At 71.3% G+C, this 21823-nt stretch carries 20 protein-coding genes and 1 tRNA gene; 14 read left to right on the top strand and 7 right to left on the bottom strand.

The genetic code is table 11. The features are described from left to right. Positions 1-296 precede the first annotated feature (296 nt). The 3 genes from H0E84_RS01985 to yidD are packed head-to-tail and all read right to left on the bottom strand — an operon-like array spanning position 297 to position 2733. Positions 297-1148 carry a M23 family metallopeptidase gene (locus H0E84_RS01985; RefSeq protein ID WP_425600448.1) on the bottom strand — a complete coding sequence of 284 codons (852 nt, stop codon included), beginning with the start codon at positions 1146-1148 and terminating at the stop codon, positions 297-299. Positions 1149-1153: 5 nt separating this feature from the next. Next, positions 1154-2500, bottom strand: a complete 1347-nt coding sequence (locus H0E84_RS01980; RefSeq protein WP_180676950.1) for a dihydroorotase — start codon at positions 2498-2500, stop codon at positions 1154-1156. Next, positions 2497-2733: a membrane protein insertion efficiency factor YidD gene (yidD, locus tag H0E84_RS01975; RefSeq protein ID WP_180676949.1), complete on the bottom strand. Its 237-nt coding sequence runs from the start codon at positions 2731-2733 to the stop codon at positions 2497-2499. Before yidD ends, H0E84_RS01980 begins: the two co-directional genes overlap by 4 nt. A gap of 106 nt (positions 2734-2839) precedes the next feature. On the opposite strand from yidD, the gene dksA reads away from it, so the two are divergent. Next, a complete protein-coding gene (gene dksA / locus H0E84_RS01970; protein WP_180676948.1) occupies positions 2840-3778 on the top strand; it encodes an RNA polymerase-binding protein DksA in 939 nt (312 codons plus the stop codon). Positions 3779-3910: 132 nt separating this feature from the next. Here dksA and H0E84_RS01965 read toward each other — a convergent pair whose 3' ends face one another. Beyond that, entirely contained in the window at positions 3911-4351 is a 441-nt protein-coding gene (locus H0E84_RS01965; protein WP_180676947.1) for a SufE family protein, read from the bottom strand. Positions 4352-4517: 166 nt separating this feature from the next. Next, positions 4518-6074 carry a cysteine--tRNA ligase gene (gene cysS / locus H0E84_RS01960; RefSeq protein WP_180676946.1) on the bottom strand — a complete coding sequence of 519 codons (1557 nt, stop codon included), beginning with the start codon at positions 6072-6074 and terminating at the stop codon, positions 4518-4520. 158 nt (positions 6075-6232) lie between these two features. Between cysS and H0E84_RS01955 the strand changes: the two genes are divergently transcribed. The 8 genes from H0E84_RS01955 to proB all read left to right on the top strand — a co-directional run bounded on the left by H0E84_RS01955 (position 6233) and on the right by proB (position 15453). After that, positions 6233-6724, top strand: a complete 492-nt coding sequence (locus tag H0E84_RS01955) for a hypothetical protein (RefSeq protein ID WP_180676945.1) — start codon at positions 6233-6235, stop codon at positions 6722-6724. Positions 6725-6998: 274 nt separating this feature from the next. Further along, positions 6999-8027: an N-acetylornithine carbamoyltransferase gene (locus H0E84_RS01950; RefSeq protein ID WP_180676944.1), complete on the top strand. Its 1029-nt coding sequence runs from the start codon at positions 6999-7001 to the stop codon at positions 8025-8027. Between the two features lie 71 nt (positions 8028-8098). Next, entirely contained in the window at positions 8099-9346 is a 1248-nt protein-coding gene (locus H0E84_RS01945) for an argininosuccinate synthase (RefSeq protein ID WP_180676943.1), read from the top strand. Between the two features lie 135 nt (positions 9347-9481). After that, positions 9482-10579, top strand: a complete 1098-nt coding sequence (locus H0E84_RS01940) for an acetylornithine deacetylase (RefSeq protein ID WP_180676942.1) — start codon at positions 9482-9484, stop codon at positions 10577-10579. An 84-nt stretch (positions 10580-10663) separates the two neighbouring features. Beyond that, complete coding sequence (locus H0E84_RS01935) at positions 10664-11995, top strand: acetylglutamate kinase (protein WP_180676941.1); 1332 nt, start codon at positions 10664-10666, stop codon at positions 11993-11995. Next, positions 11992-12942 carry an N-acetyl-gamma-glutamyl-phosphate reductase gene (argC, locus tag H0E84_RS01930; RefSeq protein WP_180676940.1) on the top strand — a complete coding sequence of 317 codons (951 nt, stop codon included), beginning with the start codon at positions 11992-11994 and terminating at the stop codon, positions 12940-12942. The genes H0E84_RS01935 and argC overlap by 4 nt, the downstream gene beginning before the upstream one ends. Positions 12943-12968: 26 nt before the next feature. Beyond that, entirely contained in the window at positions 12969-14267 is a 1299-nt protein-coding gene (gene argH, locus H0E84_RS01925; protein ID WP_180676939.1) for an argininosuccinate lyase, read from the top strand. 49 nt (positions 14268-14316) lie between these two features. Further along, positions 14317-15453: a glutamate 5-kinase gene (proB, locus tag H0E84_RS01920; RefSeq protein ID WP_180676938.1), complete on the top strand. Its 1137-nt coding sequence runs from the start codon at positions 14317-14319 to the stop codon at positions 15451-15453. A 75-nt stretch (positions 15454-15528) separates the two neighbouring features. On the opposite strand, the gene H0E84_RS01915 is transcribed toward proB, so the two are convergent. Beyond that, positions 15529-15605 (bottom strand) — tRNA-Pro (locus H0E84_RS01915). Positions 15606-15740: 135 nt separating this feature from the next. On the opposite strand from H0E84_RS01915, the gene hisS reads away from it, so the two are divergent. From hisS to H0E84_RS01895, 4 genes are read left to right on the top strand one after another with little or no spacing between them, the layout of a single operon-like run. Further along, positions 15741-17111 (top strand): histidine--tRNA ligase, encoded by a 1371-nt coding sequence (hisS, locus tag H0E84_RS01910; RefSeq protein ID WP_180676937.1) that lies wholly within the window; start codon positions 15741-15743, stop codon positions 17109-17111. Beyond that, entirely contained in the window at positions 17108-17422 is a 315-nt protein-coding gene (locus H0E84_RS01905) for a hypothetical protein (protein ID WP_180676936.1), read from the top strand. Before hisS ends, H0E84_RS01905 begins: the two co-directional genes overlap by 4 nt. Positions 17423-17430: 8 nt before the next feature. Continuing rightward, complete coding sequence (locus H0E84_RS01900; protein WP_257644015.1) at positions 17431-19332, top strand: HAL/PAL/TAL family ammonia-lyase; 1902 nt, start codon at positions 17431-17433, stop codon at positions 19330-19332. Further along, the gene (locus H0E84_RS01895; RefSeq protein WP_257644014.1) at positions 19329-19745 is read left to right on the top strand and encodes a hypothetical protein; all 417 of its coding nucleotides are present in this window, start codon (positions 19329-19331) and stop codon (positions 19743-19745) included. The genes H0E84_RS01900 and H0E84_RS01895 overlap by 4 nt, the downstream gene beginning before the upstream one ends. A gap of 139 nt (positions 19746-19884) precedes the next feature. Here H0E84_RS01895 and H0E84_RS01890 read toward each other — a convergent pair whose 3' ends face one another. Then, positions 19885-21081: a CNNM domain-containing protein gene (locus tag H0E84_RS01890; protein WP_180676934.1), complete on the bottom strand. Its 1197-nt coding sequence runs from the start codon at positions 21079-21081 to the stop codon at positions 19885-19887. Between the two features lie 68 nt (positions 21082-21149). Between H0E84_RS01890 and H0E84_RS01885 the strand changes: the two genes are divergently transcribed. After that, positions 21150-21791 carry an HD domain-containing protein gene (locus H0E84_RS01885; protein ID WP_180676933.1) on the top strand — a complete coding sequence of 214 codons (642 nt, stop codon included), beginning with the start codon at positions 21150-21152 and terminating at the stop codon, positions 21789-21791. Positions 21792-21823: the final 32 nt, after the last annotated feature.

The raw sequence follows: 21823 nt of genomic DNA, 5'->3' as shown, positions 1-21823 counted from the left end.
GGGGTGTTGCTCCGCCCTTCGGTCCGGCCGCGCCAGGCAGTCCCATCCGTCGAACTGATCCATCACCGTCGCCACGGGGCTGCGCCAGTGAATAGGCGCGTCTGGCAGTTGGTTCCTTGCAAGGGCGCCTTCGGTCGACCGCGCGGGGCGCGACTCCCGCTGAGACGTTGGTCGGCTTCGGAGGACTGGGTTGCCGGAGATCCGAAAGCGAATGACCGGCCCGGGCGCCGCTGGCTCCGAAGCCCGCGAACTCGCTTGCCCTGCCGCGCGCGGTATTTTTCAGCCGCAGCAGGAACCTAGCGTCCGCGCTCGAGCACCAGCAATGGATCGATCCGCACGTCGAACCAGTTCATCCCCCAGTGCAGATGCGGCCCGGTCGCCCGCCCGGTGGCGCCCACGGCGCCGATCACCCGACCCTGCTCGACGCGGTCGCCTGGCTGCACGTCGATCCGCGACAGGTGCAGGAAGTTCGAGCTGATGCCGTGGCCGTGGTCGAGCAGCACGGTGCCGCCGGTCAGGTACAGGTCGGCATCGGCGAAGGTGACGACGCCCGCGGCGGGCGCCTTCACCGGGGTACCGGAGGGCACGGCGATGTCCATGCCCGAGTGCGCGGAACCGGGCTTGCCGTTGTAGACGCGGTGGTTGCCGAAGCGGCCGCTGATGCGGCCCTCGACCGGCCAGGCGAAGCGCTGCGCAAAATCGGCGCGGGCGTCGTCGCGGGCCCGGGCCTCGGTGACGCGCGCCTGCTCGCGGCGGATCCGTTCGGCGATCGCCGGCGGCGGGTCGACGGTCTTCGGCGGCACGCCGCTGACCCGCTCGACCGGCCAATCGCGCGGGGTCACCGCGATGCGCGTGGTCTCGCGGCTGCCGTCCGGCCGCGTCACCGCCACCTCGGCCGGGCCGGAGGCGTCGCGGCCGATGCCCAGGACCACGCTGCCGTAGCCGGTCACGCGGAGCGCGCGTCCCGCGTACTCCACGCGGCTGCCGGGCGGCACCTTGCCGATCACCATCGCACCCTGCTGGACGCTCGCGGGGAAGACCGCGCGCTGGTCGTCGCCCGCCGGCCGGTCCGTCGCGCATGCGGACGCTGGCGCCAGCGCGAGGAACGGCGCGAACCCCAGCAGTCCCGCCAAAGCGAGCGACACCAGGCGCCTCAACGGTCGAACTCCAGCCGGCGGCCACCCGCCTCGCCGACCAGATGGGCGCCGTCCCAGGCCAGTGCGCCGTTGACCCAGGTCGAGGCGATGCGGCTGCGGAAGGTGCTGCCCTCGAACGGCGACCAGCCACATTTGGACAGCACCTGTTCGCGGGTCACGGTGAATGGGCGGTCCTCGACCAGCACCAGATCGGCCCAGTAGCCTTCCCGCAGGTAGCCGCGCTCCTTCACGTCGAACAGCTGCGCCGGGGCGTGGGCGAACTTCTGCACCACCCGGGCGGTGTCGAAATGACCTTCGTGCACGCATTCGAGCGCGGCCGTCAGCGCGAACTGCACCAGCGGCAGGCCGCTGGGTGCGCGCACATAGGGGTGGTGCTTCTCCTCCAGCGTGTGCGGCGCGTGATCGGTGGCGAGTACGTCGATGGTGTCGTCGGCGATCGCCCGCAGCAGCGCGGCGCGGTCGGAGGCGTCCTTGATCGCCGGGTTGCACTTGATCAGGTGGCCCAGGCGCTCGTAGTCGTCGCGTTCGAAGCGCAGGAAGTGGATGCAGGTCTCGGCGGTGATGCGTTTGCGGGTGCCGTCCGCGGCGACCAGGGGTCCGCGCTCGAACAGTGCGAGCTCGTCGGCGGTGGAGATGTGCAGCACGTGCAGGCGGGTGCCGTGGCGGCGCGCCAGCGACAGCGCCAGCCGCGTCGACTTGATGCACGCCTCGCGCGAGCGGATGTCGGGATGGCAGCGCGCCGGGATGTCGTCGCCGTAGCGTTCCCGATACCGGGCCAGCTCCGCGTCGATCATCGGCGTGTCTTCGCAATGGGTGATGATCGGTACCGGGGTCCCGGCGAAGATGCCGTCCAGCACCTCGGGATCGTCGACCAGCATGTTGCCGGTCGAAGCGCCCATGAACACCTTGACTCCCGGGGCCGAGCGCGGATCGAGGGCGCGGACGTTGTCGAGATTGTCGTTGCTGGCGCCGAAGTAGAAGCCGTAGTTGCCGCGCGCTCGGCCGGCGGCGCGCGCGTACTTGTCCTCGAGCGCGTCGCGGTCGAGGGTCGGGGGGCTGGTGTTGGGCATGTCCATGAAGCTGGTCAGGCCCCCGGCGACCGCCGCGCCAGATTCGGTGGCGATGTCGGCCTTGTGCTCCATGCCGGGCTCGCGGAAGTGCACCTGGTCGTCGATCATCCCGGGCAGCAGCCGGCGCCCGGCGGCGTCGACCACCGTCTCGCGCGCCCCGGCGGCGAGGCCTGCGCCGATCTCGGCGATGCGGCCCCGGGAGATGCGCAGATCGCCCTCCCACTCGCGGCCTTCGTTCACCAGCCGGGCGTTGACGATCAGGATGTCGGTCATGGGGTCTTGTCCGTGGAAGGGGGCGGGACGGGGTCGTAGCCGCCGGGGTGCAGGGGATGGCAGCGGCCGATCCGGCGCAGGGCCAGCCAGCCGCCGCGCAGCGCGCCGTAGCGGGCGATCGCGGTCATCGCGTACTCCGAGCAGGTCGGCACGAAGCGGCAGCGGGGCCCGAGCAGCGGGCTGAGCAAGCGCTTGTACAGGTGCAGCAGGGCGATGAGCAGGCGTTCGATCACGTCACGTGCACGGCGGAAAGACGGCAATCGCGGTTGCCGCTGCCGTCAGGGCAGGGTATAACAGCGCGCTTCCCCATTCCACGGGAACCCGCAAGGACATTACGACGTGGCAGTGAAGAAACCCGCAAAGAAAGCCTCGAAGAAGGCCGCACCGAAGAAGGCGGCGGCGAAGAAGGCCGCGCCGAAGCCGGCGCCGGCCCGCAAGACGGCGGCCAAGGCGCCTGCCGCGAAGCCGGCTGCAGCGAAGAAGGCCACGGCTGCGGCGAAGAAGGCTCCCGCGAAGAAGACCCCTGCGACGAAGGCCGCCCCGACGAAGAAGGCGCCTGCGAAGAAGGCCGCGCCCGTGTCCGCGCCGAAGAAGGCCGCCAGGAAGACCGCGCGTCCGGCACCGGCCAAGGCCGCGAGCGAGCCGGCGCGGAAGAAGCCGGTCGCCAAGACCACGAGCGTGGCGCCGAAGACCGCGCCGGCGGCCCGCAAGCCGGCCGCCGCCGCACCTGCCAGGACGCAGCCGGCCACTCCGGCGCGCAGCCGGCCGGCGGGCAAGGTGGCTGTGGCGGTGGTCGCGCGTCCGACCAGGCCCGCGCCCCGCACCCAGTACCGCACCATCGACTACAAGACCGACCCGGAGACCGGGCGGCCGATCCTGCCGGAGGGCTACCGGCCGGCAGCGGACGAGGAGTACATGGGGCCGCTGCACCTCGAGTATTTCCGCCAGCGCCTGCTGAAGTGGCGCGCCGATCTGGTCGAGGAGTCCAAGCAGACCATCGAGAACCTCAAGGAGGAAGTGCGCGACGTCGGCGACGAGGCCGAGCGCGCCACCCGCGAGACCGAGAACTCCCTGGAACTGCGCACCCGCGACCGCTACCGCAAGCTGATCGGCAAGATCGACAGCACGCTCAAGCGCGTGGACTCCGGCGAGTACGGCTACAGCGTCGATTCGGGCGAGGAGATCGGCCTGGACCGCCTGGAGGCGCGCCTGACCGCCGAGCGCACCATCGACGAGCAGGAGCGCTGGGAGCACCTGCAGAAGCAGATCGGCGACTGATCGCACTCCTGTCTTTGGCGCGAAGAACCCGGCCCTGGCCGGGTTCTTTCGTTTCCGCGGGAGGCCCTGACGCGGGGCGGAGTCGAGAGTCGCGCCGGCGCGAGGCGGCCGTGCCGCCGTCCCGCGCGGCGGTCAGTGCTGCAGCGCGCGTTGCGCCTGCTCGCGGATGTAGGCCAGCAGCGCCGCGAGACCGTTGCTGCGGGTGGGCGAAAGATGCTTGGCCAGCCCGATCGCACCGATGTAGTCGGCGCCGGTGTCGAGGATCTCGCGGGCGCTGCGCCCCGAGTAGACGCGCAGCGCGAGGTAGATCAACCCGGAGACGATGGCCGAGTCGCTGATCGCGGCGAAGTCGAGCCGGCGGGCATCCCCGGAGGGCACGATCCAGACCATCGACTGGCAGCCGTGCAGCCGGTGCTCCTCGGTTTTCCACGCCTCCGGAAACTCCGGCAGTTTGCGCCCGAGGTCGATCAGGTACTGGTAGCGCTCCGACCAGTCGCCGAAGAACGCGAACTCGTCGCCGATCGCGGCCTGCGCGGCTTCGGGGGTGGGCTCGAGCGGGAAGGTGTCGGTCACGGTATGCCTGTGTCTCGCCGTCCGCCTGGCGGCTGCGACGGAGGAAGATGGGGATCCCAACGGTACAGATGGGCGTGCGCCGGGGAAGATTCAAGCCATCGGGCAGCCGCGCGCCGCCGCCGCGTCCGCGGATCCGCTGCGCAGCGCGGCCGCCGCCGGCGATCGTTCAGGCCCGCTTCCAGCGCACGCCGTCCGGCGTGTCCTCCAACAGTACGCCCTCGGCGGCCAGCTGTCCGCGGATCGCGTCGGCGCGGGCGAAGTCGCGGCGCTTCTTGGCCGCGGCGCGTTCGTCGATCAACGACTGGATGCGCGCGTCGTCGTCGCCCGATGCGCCGCGGGCGAACCACGCGCCCGGATCCTGCTGCAGCAGGCCGAGCGCCAGCCCGGCGCCGAGCAGTCTGGCCTTGAGGCCGCTCAGTGCTGCGCCGATTTCATCGGCGAGTCGGGAAGCCGAATCCTCTTCGGGCTCGAATCCGCGGTCCACCCACGCCTGGAGCGAAAAAGGATTCTCGAGCTCCGGGAAGCAATCGGCGTAGTGCGCTTCCGCGTGCGTCCGCACCAGGCGGCCGGCTCGGTCCCGCTCGGCGCTTGCGGAGGCGAGCGCGGCACTGGCGGCCTCGAGCCTGGCTCTTGCCAGCCTGGCGATGCTGGCCAGCTCGGCCAGCGCCTGCGGAGTGTTGAGGTCGTCGTCGAGCGCCGCTTCCACGGGCTCCGGGATCCGTGCGGCGACGTCGGTATCGCCGAGGTCGCGCAGGGTCCCGTAGAGCCGGTCGAGCGTGCGCACCGACTGCTCGATCAGCCCGTCCGACCAGTCCAGCGGCTGTCGGTAGTGGGCCGAGAGCAAGGCGTAGCGCAGCGCCTCCGGCGGGTGCTTTCGCAGCAGGTCGCGGACCTTCTCGATGTTGCCCACCGACTTGGACATCTTCGCCCCGGACAGGGTGAGCATGCCGTTGTGCAACCAGAACCGTGCGAAGGCGCGGCCGCCGTGCGCGCACTCGCTCTGCGCGATCTCGTTCTCGTGATGCGGGAACTGCAGGTCGACGCCGCCGGCGTGGATGTCGATGGTTTCGCCCAGGTGGGCGGCGGCCATCGCCGAGCATTCGATGTGCCAGCCCGGGCGGCCCCGGCCCCACGGCGAGTCCCAGCCCGGCAGATCGTCGCCGGACGGCTTCCACAGCACGAAATCGCCCGGATCGCGCTTGTAGGGGGCGATCTCGACGCGCGCGCCGGCCAGCATCTCCTCGGGGTCGCGCCGCGAGAGCTTTCCGTAGTCCTCGAAGCCGGCGACCGCGAACAGCACGTGGCCGTCGGCGGCGTAGGCGTGACCGCCTTCGACCAGGCGTTCGATCATCGCCACGATCTCGGCGATGTGCGCGGTCGCTTCCGGCTCCAGGTCCGGAGGCTCGACGCCCAGCGCGGCCATGTCCTCGCGGTAGGCGGTCGCGTAGCGCGCGGTGATCGCCGAGATCGGTACGCCCAGTTCCTTCGCCGCGGCATTGATCTTGTCGTCGACGTCGGTGACGTTGCGGGCGTAGCGCAACCCGCCGAACCGCCGGCGCAGCAGCGCCGCCAGCACGCCGAACACCACCGGGCCGCGGGCGTTGCCGATGTGCACGTAGTTGTAGACGGTGGGCCCGCACAGGTACATGGTCGGGCAGGCCGGGTCCAGTGGCGCGAAGGGTTCGGCCCGGCGGGTCAGGCTGTTGAAAAGGCGCAGGCTCATCGGCAAGGGCAGGGGGGAAGCGGATGCCGGCGACCCGTGGTGTCGGGGCGCCGGCCGGCCCTGGATTCTACCGGTCGCGTGAAGGCCACGACAGCGGCGATTCAGCCGGTCGCGGCGGCCGCGGCCTACACTCGGGGGATTCGGCTACCGGGACCCCGATGCTGCGCTCCGAACTTGCCCTGTCCATCCTGCTGCTCGCCGCCGCCGCGGCGACACCGGGCATGGCTCAGGACGTGCCGCCGGAGGGGACGCCGCCGCCGCCGCCGCCGGAGAACGTGCGCATCGACTACGCCAAGGTGCTGAGTGCCGAGCCGGTTTACCAGACCCTGCGCGCCACCAGCATGGTCGAGCGCTGCACCGAGACGCCGGAGAGCCCGGTGCCCGAGCAGGAGCGGCGCGGGCTCTCGCGGGTGGTCGGCGCGGTCCGCGACGTGCTCACGCCGTCCGAAGAGGTCGAGGAGGTCGCCCCCTCGGCCGGCGGCGATTGCCGGATGGTGCCGGTCGAACGCGAGTTCCGGCGCCCGATCGGCTACGACGTCGACTACGTGCACAAGGGCGTCAAGTACCGTTCGCGGCTGCCCTACGACCCGGGCAACCGGGTGCGGGTGCGGGTCTCCGTGACGCCGGTGGTCGGGGCCAGTGGCGAGTAGGGCGGCACGTGCCGAAGCTTGCGAGCGCACGCCGCTCGTGCGAGGATGCCGCGCGATGACCCAGATCCGCGCCGACGCCCAGATCCTCACCTCCGCCCGCATGGCGGCGGGGATGACCTCGCGCGCGCGCCGACCGGAAGCCTGCCAGCCAGCTGGGTAGCCGGGACCCGCGTCATCGGGTTTCACAGGACCGACCCAGCCTCGAGCTGGGTTTTTTCGTTTTCGCGCCGCGACTTTTCGCCCGCCGGCATCCGCCGACCGACAGGAACCACCGATGAAGCACTTCCTCAACACCCAGGACTGGAGCCGGACCGAGCTCGACGGGCTGCTGGCCGAGGCCGCGCGCTTCAAGCGCCGGCGTCTGGGCGACGAACTCGAGGGCCGCTCGATCGCCCTGGTGTTCTTCAACTCCTCGATGCGCACCCGCACCAGCTTCGAACTCGGCGCGTTCCAGCTCGGCGGCCACGCCATCGTGCTGCAGCCGGGCAAGGACGCCTGGCCGATCGAGTTCGAGCTCGGCACGGTGATGGAGGGCGATACCGAGGAGCACATCGCCGAAGTGGCGCGGGTGCTGGCGCGCTACGTCGACCTGATCGGCGTGCGCGCCTTTCCGAAGTTCGTCGACTGGTCGGTGGATCGCCAGGACCGCGTGCTGCAGTCCTTCGCCCGCTACTCGACGGTGCCGGTGATCAACATGGAGACCATCACCCATCCCTGCCAGGAGCTGGCGCACGCGCTGGCGCTGCGCGAGCACTTCGGCAGCGACGACCTGCGCGGCCGCAAGTACGTGCTCACCTGGACCTACCACCCCAAGGCGCTCAACACCGCGGTGGCCAACTCGGCGCTCACCATCGCCACCCGCATGGGCATGGACGTGACCCTGCTGTGCCCGAACGAGGACTACCTGCTCGACGAGCGCTACCTGGGCTGGGCCCGCGACAACGTCGCCGAGAACGGCGGTTCGTTCTCCGTCAGCCACGACATCGACAGCGCCTACGCCGGCGCCCACGCGGTGTACGCCAAGAGCTGGGGCGCGCTGCCGTACTTCGGCGACTGGGAGCGCGAGAAGCCGGTACGCGACCGCTATCGCCACTTCATCGTCGACGAGGCGAAGATGGCCATGACCGACAACGCCGTCTTCAGCCATTGCCTGCCGCTGCGCCGCAACGTCAAGGCCACCGACGCGGTGATGGACTCCCCCGCCTGCATCGCCATCGACGAGGCCGAAAACCGGCTGCACGTGCAGAAGGCGGTGATGGCGGCGCTGATCGCGCAGCCGTCGGGAATGGGGAATCGGGAATAGGGAATCGTCAAAAGCGAAAACGACACAACCACTTCAGCCCCCACACGTCTCCAGCATCCAGAGAACTCCCCATGCCTGCTTCTTCCATTCCCGATTCCCGATTCCCGATTCCCGGCTCCACGGACATCGTCCTGGCTTTCTCCGGGGGTCTCGACACCAGCTTCTGCGTCCCCTACCTGCAGGAGCAGGGCTGGCGGGTGCATACGGTGTTCGCCGATACCGGCGGCGTGGATGCGGAGGAGCGTGCCTTCATCGAGGAGCGCGCCGCCGAGCTCGGCGTGGCCAGCCACGTCACGGTGGACGGCGGGCCGGCGATCTGGGAGGGGTTCGTCAAACCGTTCGTGTGGGCCGGCGAGGGCTACCAGGGGCAGTATCCGCTGCTGGTCTCGGACCGCTACCTGATCGTCGACGCCACCCTGGCGCGGGCGCGCGAGCTCGGCACCGACGCGGTGGCGCACGGCTGCACCGGCATGGGCAACGACCAGGTGCGCTTCGACCTGGCGGTGAAGGCCAGCGGCGGCTACCGCATCGTCGCCCCGATCCGAGAGATCCAGAAGGAGCACACCCAGACCCGCGCCTACGAGCAGGCGTACCTGGAGGCGCGCGGCTTCGGCGTGCGCGCCAGGCAGAAGGCCTACACCATCAACGAGAACCTGCTCGGCGTGACCCTCTCCGGCGGCGAGATCGACCGCTGGGAGGCGCCGGGCGAAGGCGCCCGCGGCTGGTGCGCGCCGCGCAGCGCGTGGCCGGCCGAGCCGCTGCAGGTCAGGCTGCGCTTCGCCGCCGGCGAGGCCGTGGAACTGGACGGCAGGCCGCTCGAGGGCGCGATGCTGCTGGCGCGGCTCAACGTCCTGTTCGCCCAGTACGGCGTGGGCCGCGGCATGTACACCGGCGACACCACCATCGGCCTGAAGGGCCGGATCGTGTACGAGGCGCCGGGCCTGGTGGCCCTGCTGGCGGCGCACCGCGCATTGGAGGAGGCGGTGCTGAGCAAGCAGCAGAACCGTTTCAAGCCGGCGGTGGCGCGGCAGTGGGTGGAGCTGGTGTACGAGGGCTTCTACCACGATCCGCTGAAGGCCGACCTCGAAGCGTTCCTGGCGTCCTCGCAGCGCATGGTCAATGGCGAGGTGGTGCTGGAGACCCGCGGCGGCCGCGTCGATGCCGTGGCGGTGTCCTCGCCGCACCTGCTGCACGCGCAGGGCGCCACCTATGCGCAGTCGGCCGACTGGGGCGTGGAGGAAGCGGAGGGCTTCATCAAGCTGTTCGGCATGAGCTCGACGCTGTGGGCGCAGGTCAATGGAGCCGGGAATGGGGAATAGGGAATCGAGAATCGGCAAGACTTAGCGCCGTCACGCGCACTCGCGCCTACGGCATCCATAACGGCTCACGATCGCCCCCGGCTTGCGACACGTCTCCTGCCACCCATCACGGCAGGGTTACGGAGAATCCGTCCGATGCTCGACACCATCCTCAAACATCTCGAAGCGCTGGTCGGCTTCGACACCCGCAACCCGCCGCGGGCGATCGACGGTGGCGGCATCTTCGCGTACATCCGAGACCAGCTCCCGGGCTTCCGCATCACGCTGAGCGACCACGGCGCGGGTGCGGTTTCGCTGCTCGCGGTGCGCGGTTCGCCGCAGCGGCTGTTCAACGTGCACCTGGACACCGTGCCGGACTCGCCGCACTGGAGCGCCGACCCATTCAAGCTGAGGGTCGACGGCGAGCGCGCCGTGGGCCTTGGCGCCTGCGACATCAAGGGCGCCGCCGCCGGCCTGCTGGCCGCCGCGCAGGCCACCCGCGGCGATGCGGCGTTCCTGTTCAGCAGCGACGAGGAGGCCAACGACGCGCGCTGCGTGCCGGCGTTCCTGAAGGGCGGCTACCGCTTCACCGAGGCGATCGTCGCCGAGCCGACGGGCTGCGAGGCGGTGCTGGCGCACCGTGGCATCTCCTCGGTGCGGCTGCGCTTCCGCGGCGCCGCCGGGCACGCCTCCGGCGCCGGGGCGATGCAGGCCAATGCGCTGCACCACGCCATGCGCTGGGGCGCGCGGGCGCTGGATTACGTGCAGGCGCAGGAGCACGAGCGCTTCGGCGGCCTGACCGGGCTGCGCTTCAATGTCGGCAGGGTGGAAGGCGGGATCAAGGCCAACGTGATCGCACCGGAGGCGGAAGTGCGGTTCGGCTTCCGGCCGCTGCCCTCGCAGGACATCGACGCCCTGCACACCCGCTTCGGCGGCTTCGTCGAGGCCGGCGCGCTGGAGCGCTACGAGGAAACCTTCCGCGGCCCGCCGCTGCCGGCGGGCGCGGTGGCCGCGGCCGAGGAGCGGCGGCTGCAGGCGCGCGACCTGGCCGATGCGCTGGGGCTGCCGGTCGGCAACGCCGTGGATTTCTGGACCGAGGCCTCGCTGTTCTCCCAGGCCGGCCTGACCGCACTGGTGTTCGGCCCCGGCGACATCGCCCAGGCCCACACCGCCGACGAGTGGGTGGCGCTGGACCAGCTGCACGCCTACGCCGACGTCGTCGCCCGCGTCATCGATCGCCCGGCGCCCGCGTAGCCCGGGGCCGGTCGCGCACCGGCGCCCTTGCGCCATCCCGGCCATCACGACACATCACCCACATCGAACCAGGCAGACGCGGCGATGCAAGCCCACACCCAAACCCGCCAGACGATCATCCGGCTGCTCTCCAGCATGGCCAGCGCCAAGGAGATCAGCCAGTACCTCAAGCGCTTCTCGCAGCTCGACGCCAAGCGCTTCGCGGTGGTGAAGGTCGGCGGGGCGGTGCTGCGCGACGATCTGGAGGCGCTGACCTCGTCGCTGTCGTTCCTGCAGCAGGTCGGGCTGACCCCGATCGTGGTGCACGGCGCCGGCCCGCAACTGGACGCCGAGCTGGCTGCGGCGGGCATCGAGAAGACCACGGTCGACGGCCTGCGCGTCACCACCCCGGAGGCGCTGGCGATCGTGCGCCGGGTGTTCCAGGCTTCCAATCTCGCCCTGGTGGAGGCGTTGCAGCAGGCCGACGCCCGGGCGACCTCGATCACCGGCGGGGTGTTCGAGGCCGACTACCTCGACCGCGACACCTACGGCCTGGTGGGCGAGGTGAGGGCGGTGAACCTGGCGCCGATCGAGGCCAGCCTGCAGGCCGGCTCGATTCCGGTCATCGCCAGTCTCGGCGAGACCCCCTCGGGGCAGATCCTCAACGTCAACGCCGACGTCTCCGCCAACGAACTGGTGCGGGTGCTGCAGCCCTACAAGATCATCTTCCTCACCGGTACCGGCGGCCTGCTCGACGACCGTGGCAGCGTGATCGATTCGATCAACCTCTCCACCGAATACGAGCACCTCATGGCCCAGCCGTGGCTCAACGGCGGCATGCGCCTGAAGATCGAGCAGATCAAGCGCCTGCTCGACGACCTGCCGCTGGCCTCGTCGGTCTCGATCACCCGCCCGGCGGACCTGGCCAAGGAACTGTTCACCCATCGCGGCTCGGGCACCCTGGTGCGCCGCGGCGAGCGCGTGCTGCAGGCGGCGGCGTGGAGCGAACTGGACCTGCCCCGGCTGCGCGGGCTGATCGAGTCCAGCTTCGGTCGCGCGCTGGCACCGGACTACTTCGATCGCACCCGGCTGCTGCGCGCGTACGTCAGCGAGAACTACCGAGCGGCGATCGTGCTGACCGACGAGGACTGCGGCGTCTATCTCGACAAGTTCGCGGTGCTCGACGACGCCCAGGGCGAGGGCCTGGGGCGGGCGGTGTGGCAGGTGATGCGCGAACGGACCCCGCGCCTGTTCTGGCGCTCGCGCCACCACAATGCCGTCAACCAGTTCTACTATTCCGAGTCCGACGGCAGCTACAGGCAGGAGCGCTGGAAGGTGTTCTGGTACGGCATCGCCGACTTCGCCGGGATCGAGGCCTGCGTGAATCACTGCGCGCGACGCGAACCGACCCTGCTCGACCCGGGGCGCGCGGCATGAGCGGCCCGGCACGCGTCGGCCTGGTCGGCGCTCGCGGGCATACCGGCGCGGAGCTGATCCGCCTGGTGGCGGCCCACCCCGGGCTCGCGCTCGGCTTCGTCTCCTCGCGCGAACTGGCGGGCCAGCGCGTCGATGCGCACGTCGCGGAGTTCTCCGGCGCGCTGCGCTACGAGACCCTGGATCCTGCCGCCGTCGCCGGGCGCGGGGTCGACGCGGTGGTGCTGGCGCTGCCCAACGCCAAGGGCGGGCCGTTCGTGGCGGAACTCGAGCGTGCAGCCCCCGGTACCGTGATCGTCGATCTCTCGGCCGACCGTCGCTTCGACGACGGCTGGTACTACGGCCTGCCGGAGCTGACCCGCGCCCGCTACGCCGGCCAGCGCCGGATCAGCAATCCCGGCTGCTACGCCACCGCAATGCAGTTGGCGATCGCGCCGCTGTTGGACGACGTCGTCGGCCCGGTGCAGTGCTTCGGCGTGTCCGGCTACTCCGGTGCCGGCACGGCGCCGTCGGACCGCAACGATCCGGAGAAGCTGCGCGACAACCTGATGCCGTACGCGCTCGCCGGCCACATCCACGAGCGCGAGGCGGCCCGCCAGCTCGGCGCGGACGTCGAGTTCATGCCGCACGTCGCGCCGCACTTCCGCGGCATCGCCATGACCGTCAACCTGCACCTGCGCGCGCCGGTCGCCGCCGACGCGGTGGCCGCGCGCTACCGCGAGCGCTACGCCGGCGAGCCGCTGGTCGAGGTGGTCGACGCGGCGCCATGGGTCAGCCGCATCGCCGGCCGCCACGGCGTCCAGATCGGCGGCATCACCGTGTCCGGCGACGGCCGCAGGGTGGTGGCGGTAGCGACCCTCGACAATCTGCTCAAGGGTGCCGCGACCCAGGCCATGCAGAATCTCAACCTCGCGCTCGGTTTCGGCGAGTTCGAAGGCATCCCGCTGTGAACGCTTGACCGAACCAGGAGCCTGACATGTCCGATCTCCTCTGGCAGAAGCCCGGCGTCGCCGTCGACGCGCAGATCCAGGCGTTCCTGGCGGGCGACGACGTGGTCCTCGACCGCGAATTCTTCCTCCACGACATCGCCGCCAGCCGCGCCCACGCGCAGGGCCTGCGACGCATCGGCATCCTGTCGGAGGACGAGCTGGGGGCGATGGAGCGCGAGCTGTCGGCGCTGGCCGGGGAGTTCTCGGCCGGGCGCTTCGTGCTCGATGCCCGATACGAGGACGGCCACTCCGCGATCGAGGCCTGGCTGGTCGAAAAACTGGGCAATGCCGGCAAGAAGATTCACACCGGGCGCAGCCGCAACGATCAGGTGCTGGTCGCGACCCGCATGTGGCTGAAGGAGAAGCTGGGGCGTACCGCGGCGCTGGCGCGCGAGATCGCGACCATCGCCCTCGACCGCGCCCGCGCCGAGGCGGAACTGCCGCTGCCCGGTTACACCCACCTGCAGCGCGCGGTGGTCTCGTCGGCGGGCCTGTGGTGGGCCGGCTGGGCCGAGGCCTTCATCGACGACGCCCGCCGCGCACTCGATACCCGCGCCCTGCTCGACGCCAACCCGCTCGGCACCGCCGCCGGGTACGGAGTCAACCTGCCGCTCGATCGCGCGCACACCACCGCCGCGCTCGGCTTCGCCCGGCAGCAGGTCAACCCGGTCTACGCGCAGCTCTCGCGCGGAAAGTTCGAGTTGGCGGCGCTGGAGGCGCTGGGCTCGGCGACCCTCGACCTGCGCCGCCTGGCCTGGGACGTGTCGCTGTTCACCAGCGCAGAATTCGGCTTCGTGGACCTGCCGGCGCAGTACACCACCGGCAGCTCGATCATGCCCAACAAGCGCAACCCGGACGTGATCGAGCTGATGCGCGCCACCCATGCCAGCGTGGCTGCGGCCCGCACCGAGATCGAGCAGCTGCTGTCGCTGCCGTCCGGCTACCACCGCGACCTGCAGGCCAGCAAGGGCGCGATCTTCCACGGCTTCGGCCGCGGCCTGGCGGCGCTGGAGCTGCTGCCGGCGCTGCTGGCCAACCTGGAATGGCGTCCGCGGCGGATGCGCGAGGCCATCGACGCCGGCATGTACGCCACCGACGTGGCGGTGGAGCAGTCCGCGGCCGGGGTGCCGTTCCGCGACGCCTACCGCGCCGCTGCCGAGGCAGTCGCGCAGGCGGGCGAGGGCAGGACTCCGGAAGGCAGCCTGCAGGCGCGGGTCTCGCCCGGCGCCTGCGCCGACCTGGGGCTGGAGGAACTGCGCGAGCGCCTGGCGGCGCTGCCGGTGTGATCGGCGCAGCGGAGCAAGCTCCGCTCTACGCAACACGGATGCAGAGACGATGACCGGGGGATTCGGCGAACAGGTGCTGCCGCCCTGGCGGCGTGCGGTGCTGAAGGTCGGCAGCAGCCTGCTGGCCGCCGACGGCGGTGGCCTGTCGCCGCGCAATGCCCGGGCGTTGGCCGGGTTCGTCTCGGCCTGCGCCGCCGCCGGCCGCGAGGTGGTGCTGGTCTCTTCCGGTGCGGTCGCCGCCGGCCGCGCGATCGTGCGCGCAGACACGGCCGTCGACGCGCCGATCGCCGAGCGCCAGGCGCTGGCGGCACTGGGCCAGGCTCAGTTGATGGCTTTCTGGCAAGGGTTCTTCGAACGCCCGGTCGCACAGGTGCTGCTGACTCACGACGACCTGCGCAACCGCCGCCGCTACCTCAACGCCCGCGCCACCCTCGCGGCGCTGCTGCGCCAGCGCGCGCTGCCGATCGTCAACGAGAACGACACGGTCTCGGTCGATGAGCTCAAGCTCGGCGACAACGACACCCTGGCGGCGATCGTCGCCGCCCTCGTCGATGCCGAGGTGCTGTTCATCGCCACCGACATCGACGGCCTGTACGACGCCGATCCTCGGCTCAACCCGGGGGCGCGCCCGGTCGAGGTGGTGGCGCGCTTCAGCGCCGGGCTGCTGGCGGCGGCCGGCGGCGCCGGCAGTGCCGCGGGCACCGGCGGCATGCGCACCAAGCTCGACGCCGCCCAGCGCGCCGCCGGCGCCGGGATCGCCACGGTGCTGTTCAACGGTACCCGCGCCGACGTGCTCGAAGGGTTGGCGCAGGACCGCCTGCGCGGCACCCGCGTGCACCCCGCCCGCAGCCGGATGGCGGCGCGCAAGCATTGGCTGCAGAACGCCCCGGCCGAACCCGGCGCGATCGTCGTCGACGTCGGCGCCGCCGCTGCCATGGTCGAAAAGGGCGCCTCGCTGCTGCCGGGCGGAGTGCTGGCGGTGCGGGGCGACTTCCGTCGCGGGGACATGGTCGAGATCCGCTGCCGCGACGACGATGGCGAGCAGCCGGTCGCGCGCGGGGTCAGCCAGTACTCGGCCACCGACATCCGCCGCATCGCCCGCAGGCACTCGCGGGAGATCGAGGCGATCCTCGGCTACAACTACGGCGGCAGCGTGGTCCACCGCGACGACCTGGTACTGGTGTAGCGGTCGCGGGGGCCGCGCGGCCCGGCGGTCGGACAAGAAAAAACCGGCCCGGGGCCGGCTGTTTCGCGGATCGATTGGTCGGGGAGACAGGATTTGAACCTGCGACTTCTACGTCCCGAACGTAGCGCTCTACCAGGCTGAGCTACACCCCGACGCGGGCGAGCCGCCAATTGTAGGGGGCCGCCGTGGGGCCGGCAAGGGGGCGGGGCGGATCCGGGCCGGGGAACCCCGGCCGCGGCGCCGCGGCCGGTTAAACTGTCGCACTGCACGCACCACGGAGCCCCGCCTTGATCAAGCCGCGTACCCCGCCGGGGGTGATGGAGCTGCTGCCGCGCGACCAGATCGCGTTCGACCGCATGCTCGACACCATCCGCCGCACCTTCGAGGGATTCGGCTTCCTGCCGGTGGAGACGCCGGTGTTCGAGCTCTCCGAGGTGCTGCTGACCAAGTCCGGCGGCGAGACCGAGCGGCAGGTGTACTTCGTGCAGTCCACCGGTGCCCTCGAGAAGGCCGGCGAAAGCCTGCCGGAGCTGGCCCTGCGCTTCGACCTCACCGTGCCGCTGGCGCGCTACGTCGCCGAGCACGAGCGCGAGCTCGCCTTCCCGTTCCGCCGCTACCAGATGCAACGGGTGTACCGCGGCGAGCGCGCCCAGCGCGGCCGCTTCCGCGAGTTCTACCAGTGCGACATCGACGTGATCGGCAAGGACGCGCTGTCGCCGCGCTACGACGCCGAGATCCCGGCGGTGATCCATGCCGTGTTCACCGCGCTGGGGATCGGCGCGTTCACCATCCAGATGAACCATCGCAAGCTGCTGCGCGGGTTCTTCGAGGGCCTGGGCATCGAGGGGAGTCGCCAGGACGCGGTGCTGCGCGAGCTCGACAAGCTCGACAAGCGCGGTGCGGACGCCGTGCGCGAAACGTTGATCGGCGAAGGCTTCGGGCTGGCCGCTGACGTGGCCGACCGGCTGATGGCGTTCTCGCAGGTGCGTTCCGAGGGCCACGCCGACGCGTTGGCGAGGCTCGATGCGCTGGGTGCCGGTACGCCGCTGTTCGAGCAGGGCCGCGACGAGCTGCGCGCCGCGCTGGAGCGGCTGCGGGCGATGGGGGTGCCGGAGTCCGGCTACGCCATCAACCTGTCGATCGCGCGCGGCCTGGACTACTACACCGGCATGGTCTACGAGACCACCCTGGACGCGCACCCGCAGATCGGCTCGATCTGCTCGGGCGGCCGCTACGACGACCTCGCCGGGCACTACACGAAATCGAAGCTCCCCGGCGTGGGCATCTCGATCGGCCTGACCCGTCTGTTCTGGCAGTTGCGCGAGGCCGGCCTGGTCGACACCGCCGACAGCTCGGTGGACGTGCTGGTGGCGCTGCTCGACGACGCCGGGCTCGACCACGCGCTGGCGCTGTCGCAGCGGCTGCGCGCCGCGGGCCTCAACGTCGAGACCCAGTTGGAGCCGCGCAAGCTGGCCAAGCAGCTGCAGTACGCCGACCGCGCCGGGATCCGCTTCGTCGCGATCCGCGGCGAGGACGAGGCCGCGCGCGGCGCAGTGGCGGTGAAGGACCTGCGCCGCGGCGAGCAGTTCGAGGTGGCCGAGGACGACCTCGGCCGCACTCTGCTGGTCGAGCGCGAACAACTGCGGTCGATGCCGTGAGCAGGTCGCTGCCATGGCTGTTGCTCGCGGCCGCCGTCTTGGGGGGCTGCGCGAGCCAACGCCGTGTCGATGTGCAGCCGCTCGGCGATGGGCGTTACGCGGTGGAGGTCGCGCGCTGCGGGGCGCCGGGCGGCGACGATGCGCAGGCGCGGGCCGACCTGGAGCGCGTCGCCGGAAAGACATGCCCGGGCGGATTCCGCCTCGCCAGCGAGCCGGCGCGCCGCGACGTCCTGATGGCGGCCGGGATCATGGGGGAATGCCCCGCGATCCGCCTGGAGGCGCGTATCGAATGCGAAGGAGAGACGCGTTGAATCCGATCATGCTCGATGGCGTATCGCTGACCCGCGCACAGCTGGTACAAGTGGCGCGGGGCGCGCCGGTGACGCTCGACGACGGCGCGTTGAAGGCGGTCGCCCGCGCCGCGGAGTTCCTCGCCGAGCAGGTGCGGCGGGAGGAGCCGATCTACGGCGTCTCCACCGGCTTCGGCAGCAATGCGGACAAGCTGCTCGGCGCGCACCCGCTGCGCGACGAACTGCCCGGCACGCTGCCCTCGGGGCGTTCGCTGCACGCCGAGCTGCAGCAGAACCTGATCCTCACCCACGCCGTCAACGTCGGCGAGCCGATGGCGGCCGATGTGGTGCGGGCGATGCTCTGCATCCGCATCAACACCCTGCTGCGCGGCCATTCCGGGATCCGGGTGGAGACGCTGCAGGCGCTGACCGCGCTGCTCAACGCCGGGGTGGTGCCGGTGGTGCCTTCGCTCGGCTCGGTCGGCGCTTCCGGCGACCTGTCGCCGCTCTCGCACCTGGCGATCGTGCTGCTCGGCGGCGGCGAGGCCTTCGTCCAGGGCGAGCGCTTGCCGGGCGCCGAGGCGCTGCGCCGCGCCGGGCTGGCGCCGGCGACGCTGTCGTACAAGGAAGGTCTGGCGCTGAACAATGGCACCGCGCAGATGCTGGGAATGGGGGTGCTGGCGCTGGAGCGGCTGGAGCGGCTGCTGGACACCGCCGACCTGGCGGCGGCGATGACCATCGACGCCTTTGCCGGCCGCCTCGGCGCCTTCGCCGAAGAGGTGCACGCGCTGCGCCCGCACCCGGGGCAGGTGGAGGCGGCGGCACGCCTGCGCGCGCTGCTGGCCGGCTCGACCCTGGCCGACATCCCCTACCACCTGGTGCCGCGGTTCCGCAGCTGGCTGCCCGGCAGCTGGGACACCGCCGAGGCGCAGCAGCTGCGCTTCGACATCGGCTGGGACTGGGTGCCTGCCGACCAGCGCCACGGCCGCGAGAAGTTCTACCGGCGCTTCAAGCCGTTCCGCGGCGGCAAGAAGCACCAGCCGCAGGACAGCTACTCGCTGCGCTGCGTGCCGCAGGTGCACGGCGCAGTGCGCGACGCGCTGGCGCAGGCGCAGCGCGTGCTGGACATCGAGCTCAATGCGGTCACCGACAACCCGCTGGTGTTCCCGCAGAAGCAGGCCGACCACGTCGAGGAGCAGGTGATCTCGGCGGGGCATTTCCACGGCATGCCGCTGGCGCTGGCGCTGAGCTACGTCAAGGCGGCGATCCCGGTGCTGGCGGCGATCTCCGAGCGCCGGCTCAACAAGCTGGTCGACCCGGCCACCAGCGACGGCCTGCCGGCGTTCCTGATCGGCAACGAGGACGGGACCGAGTCCGGCTTCATGATCGTCCAGTACACCGCGGCGGCGATCGTCAACGACCTGGCCACCCGCGCGCACCCGGCCAGCGTGTTCTCGATCCCGACCAGCGCCAACGCCGAGGACCACGTGTCGATGGGCGCCAACGAAGCGCGCCACGTGCTGTCGATGGTCGAGGATCTCGGCCGGGTGCTGGCGCTGGAGCTCCACACCGCGGCCCAGGCCCTGGATTTCCGCAGCGACATGATCAATGCCGCGCGTGACCTGGCCCGGCGCAGCGACGCCGCCGGCTTCGCGGCCAAGATCCAGGGCGCGCCGGCAGAGGGGCACCGCCATCGCGCCGTGTTCCTGGAGGAGGTGGAAGCGCTGCGCGCCGAGCTGGCGGACGGCGGCGGCTACCATCCGGGCGCGGCCGTGGCCGCCGCCCACGCGGCGCTGCGCGCGCGGATCCCGTTCCTCGATCGCGATCGCGCCCTCGACGGCGAGGTCGCCGAGGCGGTGCGCCTGGTGGCCGACGGCAGCCTGCTGGCCGCTGCGAAGCGGGCGGAGCAGGGCGCCGGGCCGGCCGGTTGAACCTGCCGCTGCACCTGGGCTGGGCGGGGGCGCTGGAAGCGGGACTGATCGCGCTGGCGATCGGCGTCCTGCTCTACGTCGCTTTCCATGCGCTGCAGCGGCGCTTCGCCTGGAAGCCGGGACACGACATCGGCTGGGCCTGCCTGGTGGCGATCGCCCTGGGCGCCGGAATCGATGCCTGGAACCTGTTCCATCTCGGCGTGGTGAGGCTGGAATCGCCGGTCTACGCGCGCATCGCGCTGGCGCGGATCCACGACGCCGACGCGCTCGGCACGCGCGTGTTCATGGAGATCGTCGGCGCCCTGGGCGGGGTTGCGCTGGCGTGGCTGGCCGTCGATGCGCTGCGCCGCCGCCGGGAGCGCGGTGGCGCCATGCGTGGTGGTACCGCGGGTGGAAGCGGAGATGCGGGATAAAGGCGGAGCGGCGTGAAGCCGGAGCGGCTGCGGGACGAAATCCGCATGCCTTCGGCAGGATGGTGGCGATGCTCGCGGTCGGATGCGATGTCGGCTTTCGCGGGCATGGCCCATTCCTGCACAAGACCGAGCCAGACGATCAGCGATCGTCCCCAGGATCAGGCAGGCGCAAGCCTCGCGCGGAGGCGCGCTTCTCCCAGCGCTCCCGCGCCAGGCGCTGCATGTCGGTGTCGCGGTCCATCTCGTCGACGATCTCGTCGCCGAGCAGGGTTTCCACCACGTCCTCCATCGTCACCAGGCCCTGCACGTCGCCGTATTCGCCGACCACCAGGGCGATCTGCTGGCGGCGGTCGAGCAGGAACTCGAGCAGGTTGGAGAGCGGCATGCTGTCCGGCACGGACAGCAGTTCGCGCTTCAGGCGGTGCAGGGGCGCACTGCCTTCGCCGCGCGCCTCGGCCTGCAGCAGTTCGTCCTTCAGCACGAAGCCGTCGATATCGTCGCGGTTCTCGGTGTAGAGCGGAATCCGCGAAAACGGTGCGGTCCGCCCCGCCTTCAGCGCCTCGGAGACCCGGGCGTCGCGCTGCATCCCCGCCAGCACCGGACGCGGCGTCATCACGTCGCGCGCCTTGAGCGACGACATGCGGAACAGGTTGCGCAGGATGCGCGATTCGCGCGGGTCGATGTGCCCCGCCTTTTCGCCCACGCCGGCCATGGCGATGAACTCGTCGCGGCTGAACACGTGCGTCTGCTTGCCGCGCGACACCATCCGGGTGAGCAGTTCCGAGATCCTGATGAGCGGGTACAGCACCACGATCAGCACGCGCACGAATCCGGCGACCGGGCCGGCCAGCGCCCGCCAGTGCACCGCGCCGAGGGTCTTGGGCACGATCTCCGACAGGAACAGGATCAACAGCGTGGCCACCGCCGAGAACGCCCCCACCCAGGCGCTGCCGAACACCAGGGTGGCCTGCGCGCCGGAGCCCACCGCGCCCACGGTATGGGCGATGGTGTTGAGGGTGAGGATCGCGGCCAGCGACTGGTCGACGCTTTCCAGGCGCAGCCGCCGCAGCATCGCGGCCAGTTGCGGCCGCTTGTCGCGCTGGTCTTCGATGAAGGAGGGCGTGATGCTGAGCAGCACCGATTCGGCGATCGAGCAGAGGAACGACAGCACGATGGCGCCGCCGAGGTAGCCCGCCAGCAGCGCCGCGTTAAGCGCGGTGCCGGAGGGCTCCGCGCCCGCCGGGGAAACGGCCGCCGCCGACGCTGCGACGGGCGCCGCCAGGAGGAGCCCGGCCGCGAGGCATCGAGGGGTCCGGCGGGCAGGCTGCGCTGTCATGGTGGCGACCGGTGGCGGCGGCAGGGCAGTATAGGCAGCGCGATGCGAGCAGCCGGTCGACGCCAGCGATGATTTCCGCTCCGGTCCCGGGCGCCGGGCCGCTGCAATTGCCCGACGGGCAGTGGGCGGCGCTGCGCGCGGCCTACGCGGATCCGCCGCGGGCGTATCACCATTTCGGGCATGTCGAGCAGTTGCTGCGGCACTACGCCGAGGTGGACGCGGGGCCGGGATGGTCGCAGCCCGCCGAAGCCTGGCTGGCGGTGCTGTACCACGATGCGGTCTACCGGGCGGGGCGGCGCGACAACGAGGCGCGTTCCGCGCGGTTGGCGCAGGCCGAGATCGCCCGCTGGCTGCCCGGTGCCGGCGTGAATGCCCGGCGCGTGGCGGAGCTGATCGCCCTGACCGCGCGCCATGGCCTGCACCTGCCGGAGGATTTTCCCGGTTCCGGCGTCGCGGCGGACACCCGGCATTTCCTCGATTGCGACATGGCGATCCTGGGCGCCGCCACCGAGGCGTTCGATGCCTACCATCGCGCGATCGCCGACGAATATCGCGGCCAGGTGCCGGCCTGGCTGTTCCGCCGCAAGCGCCGCCGTTTCCTCGAGGAACTGCTGGCGCGGGAGCGGATCTTCCTCAGCGACTTCTTCCATGCCCGCTACGACGCCCAGGCGCGGCGCAACCTGCAGCGGGCGATCGGCGAGATGCGCTAGGCGCTCGGGTGCCGGTGGGCATGGATCGGCCG

Source organism: Luteimonas salinisoli, from assembly GCF_013425525.1.
Taxonomy (GTDB): Bacteria; Pseudomonadota; Gammaproteobacteria; order Xanthomonadales; family Xanthomonadaceae; genus Luteimonas; species Luteimonas salinisoli.
This window is presented reverse-complemented; position numbering and strand designations above follow the sequence as displayed.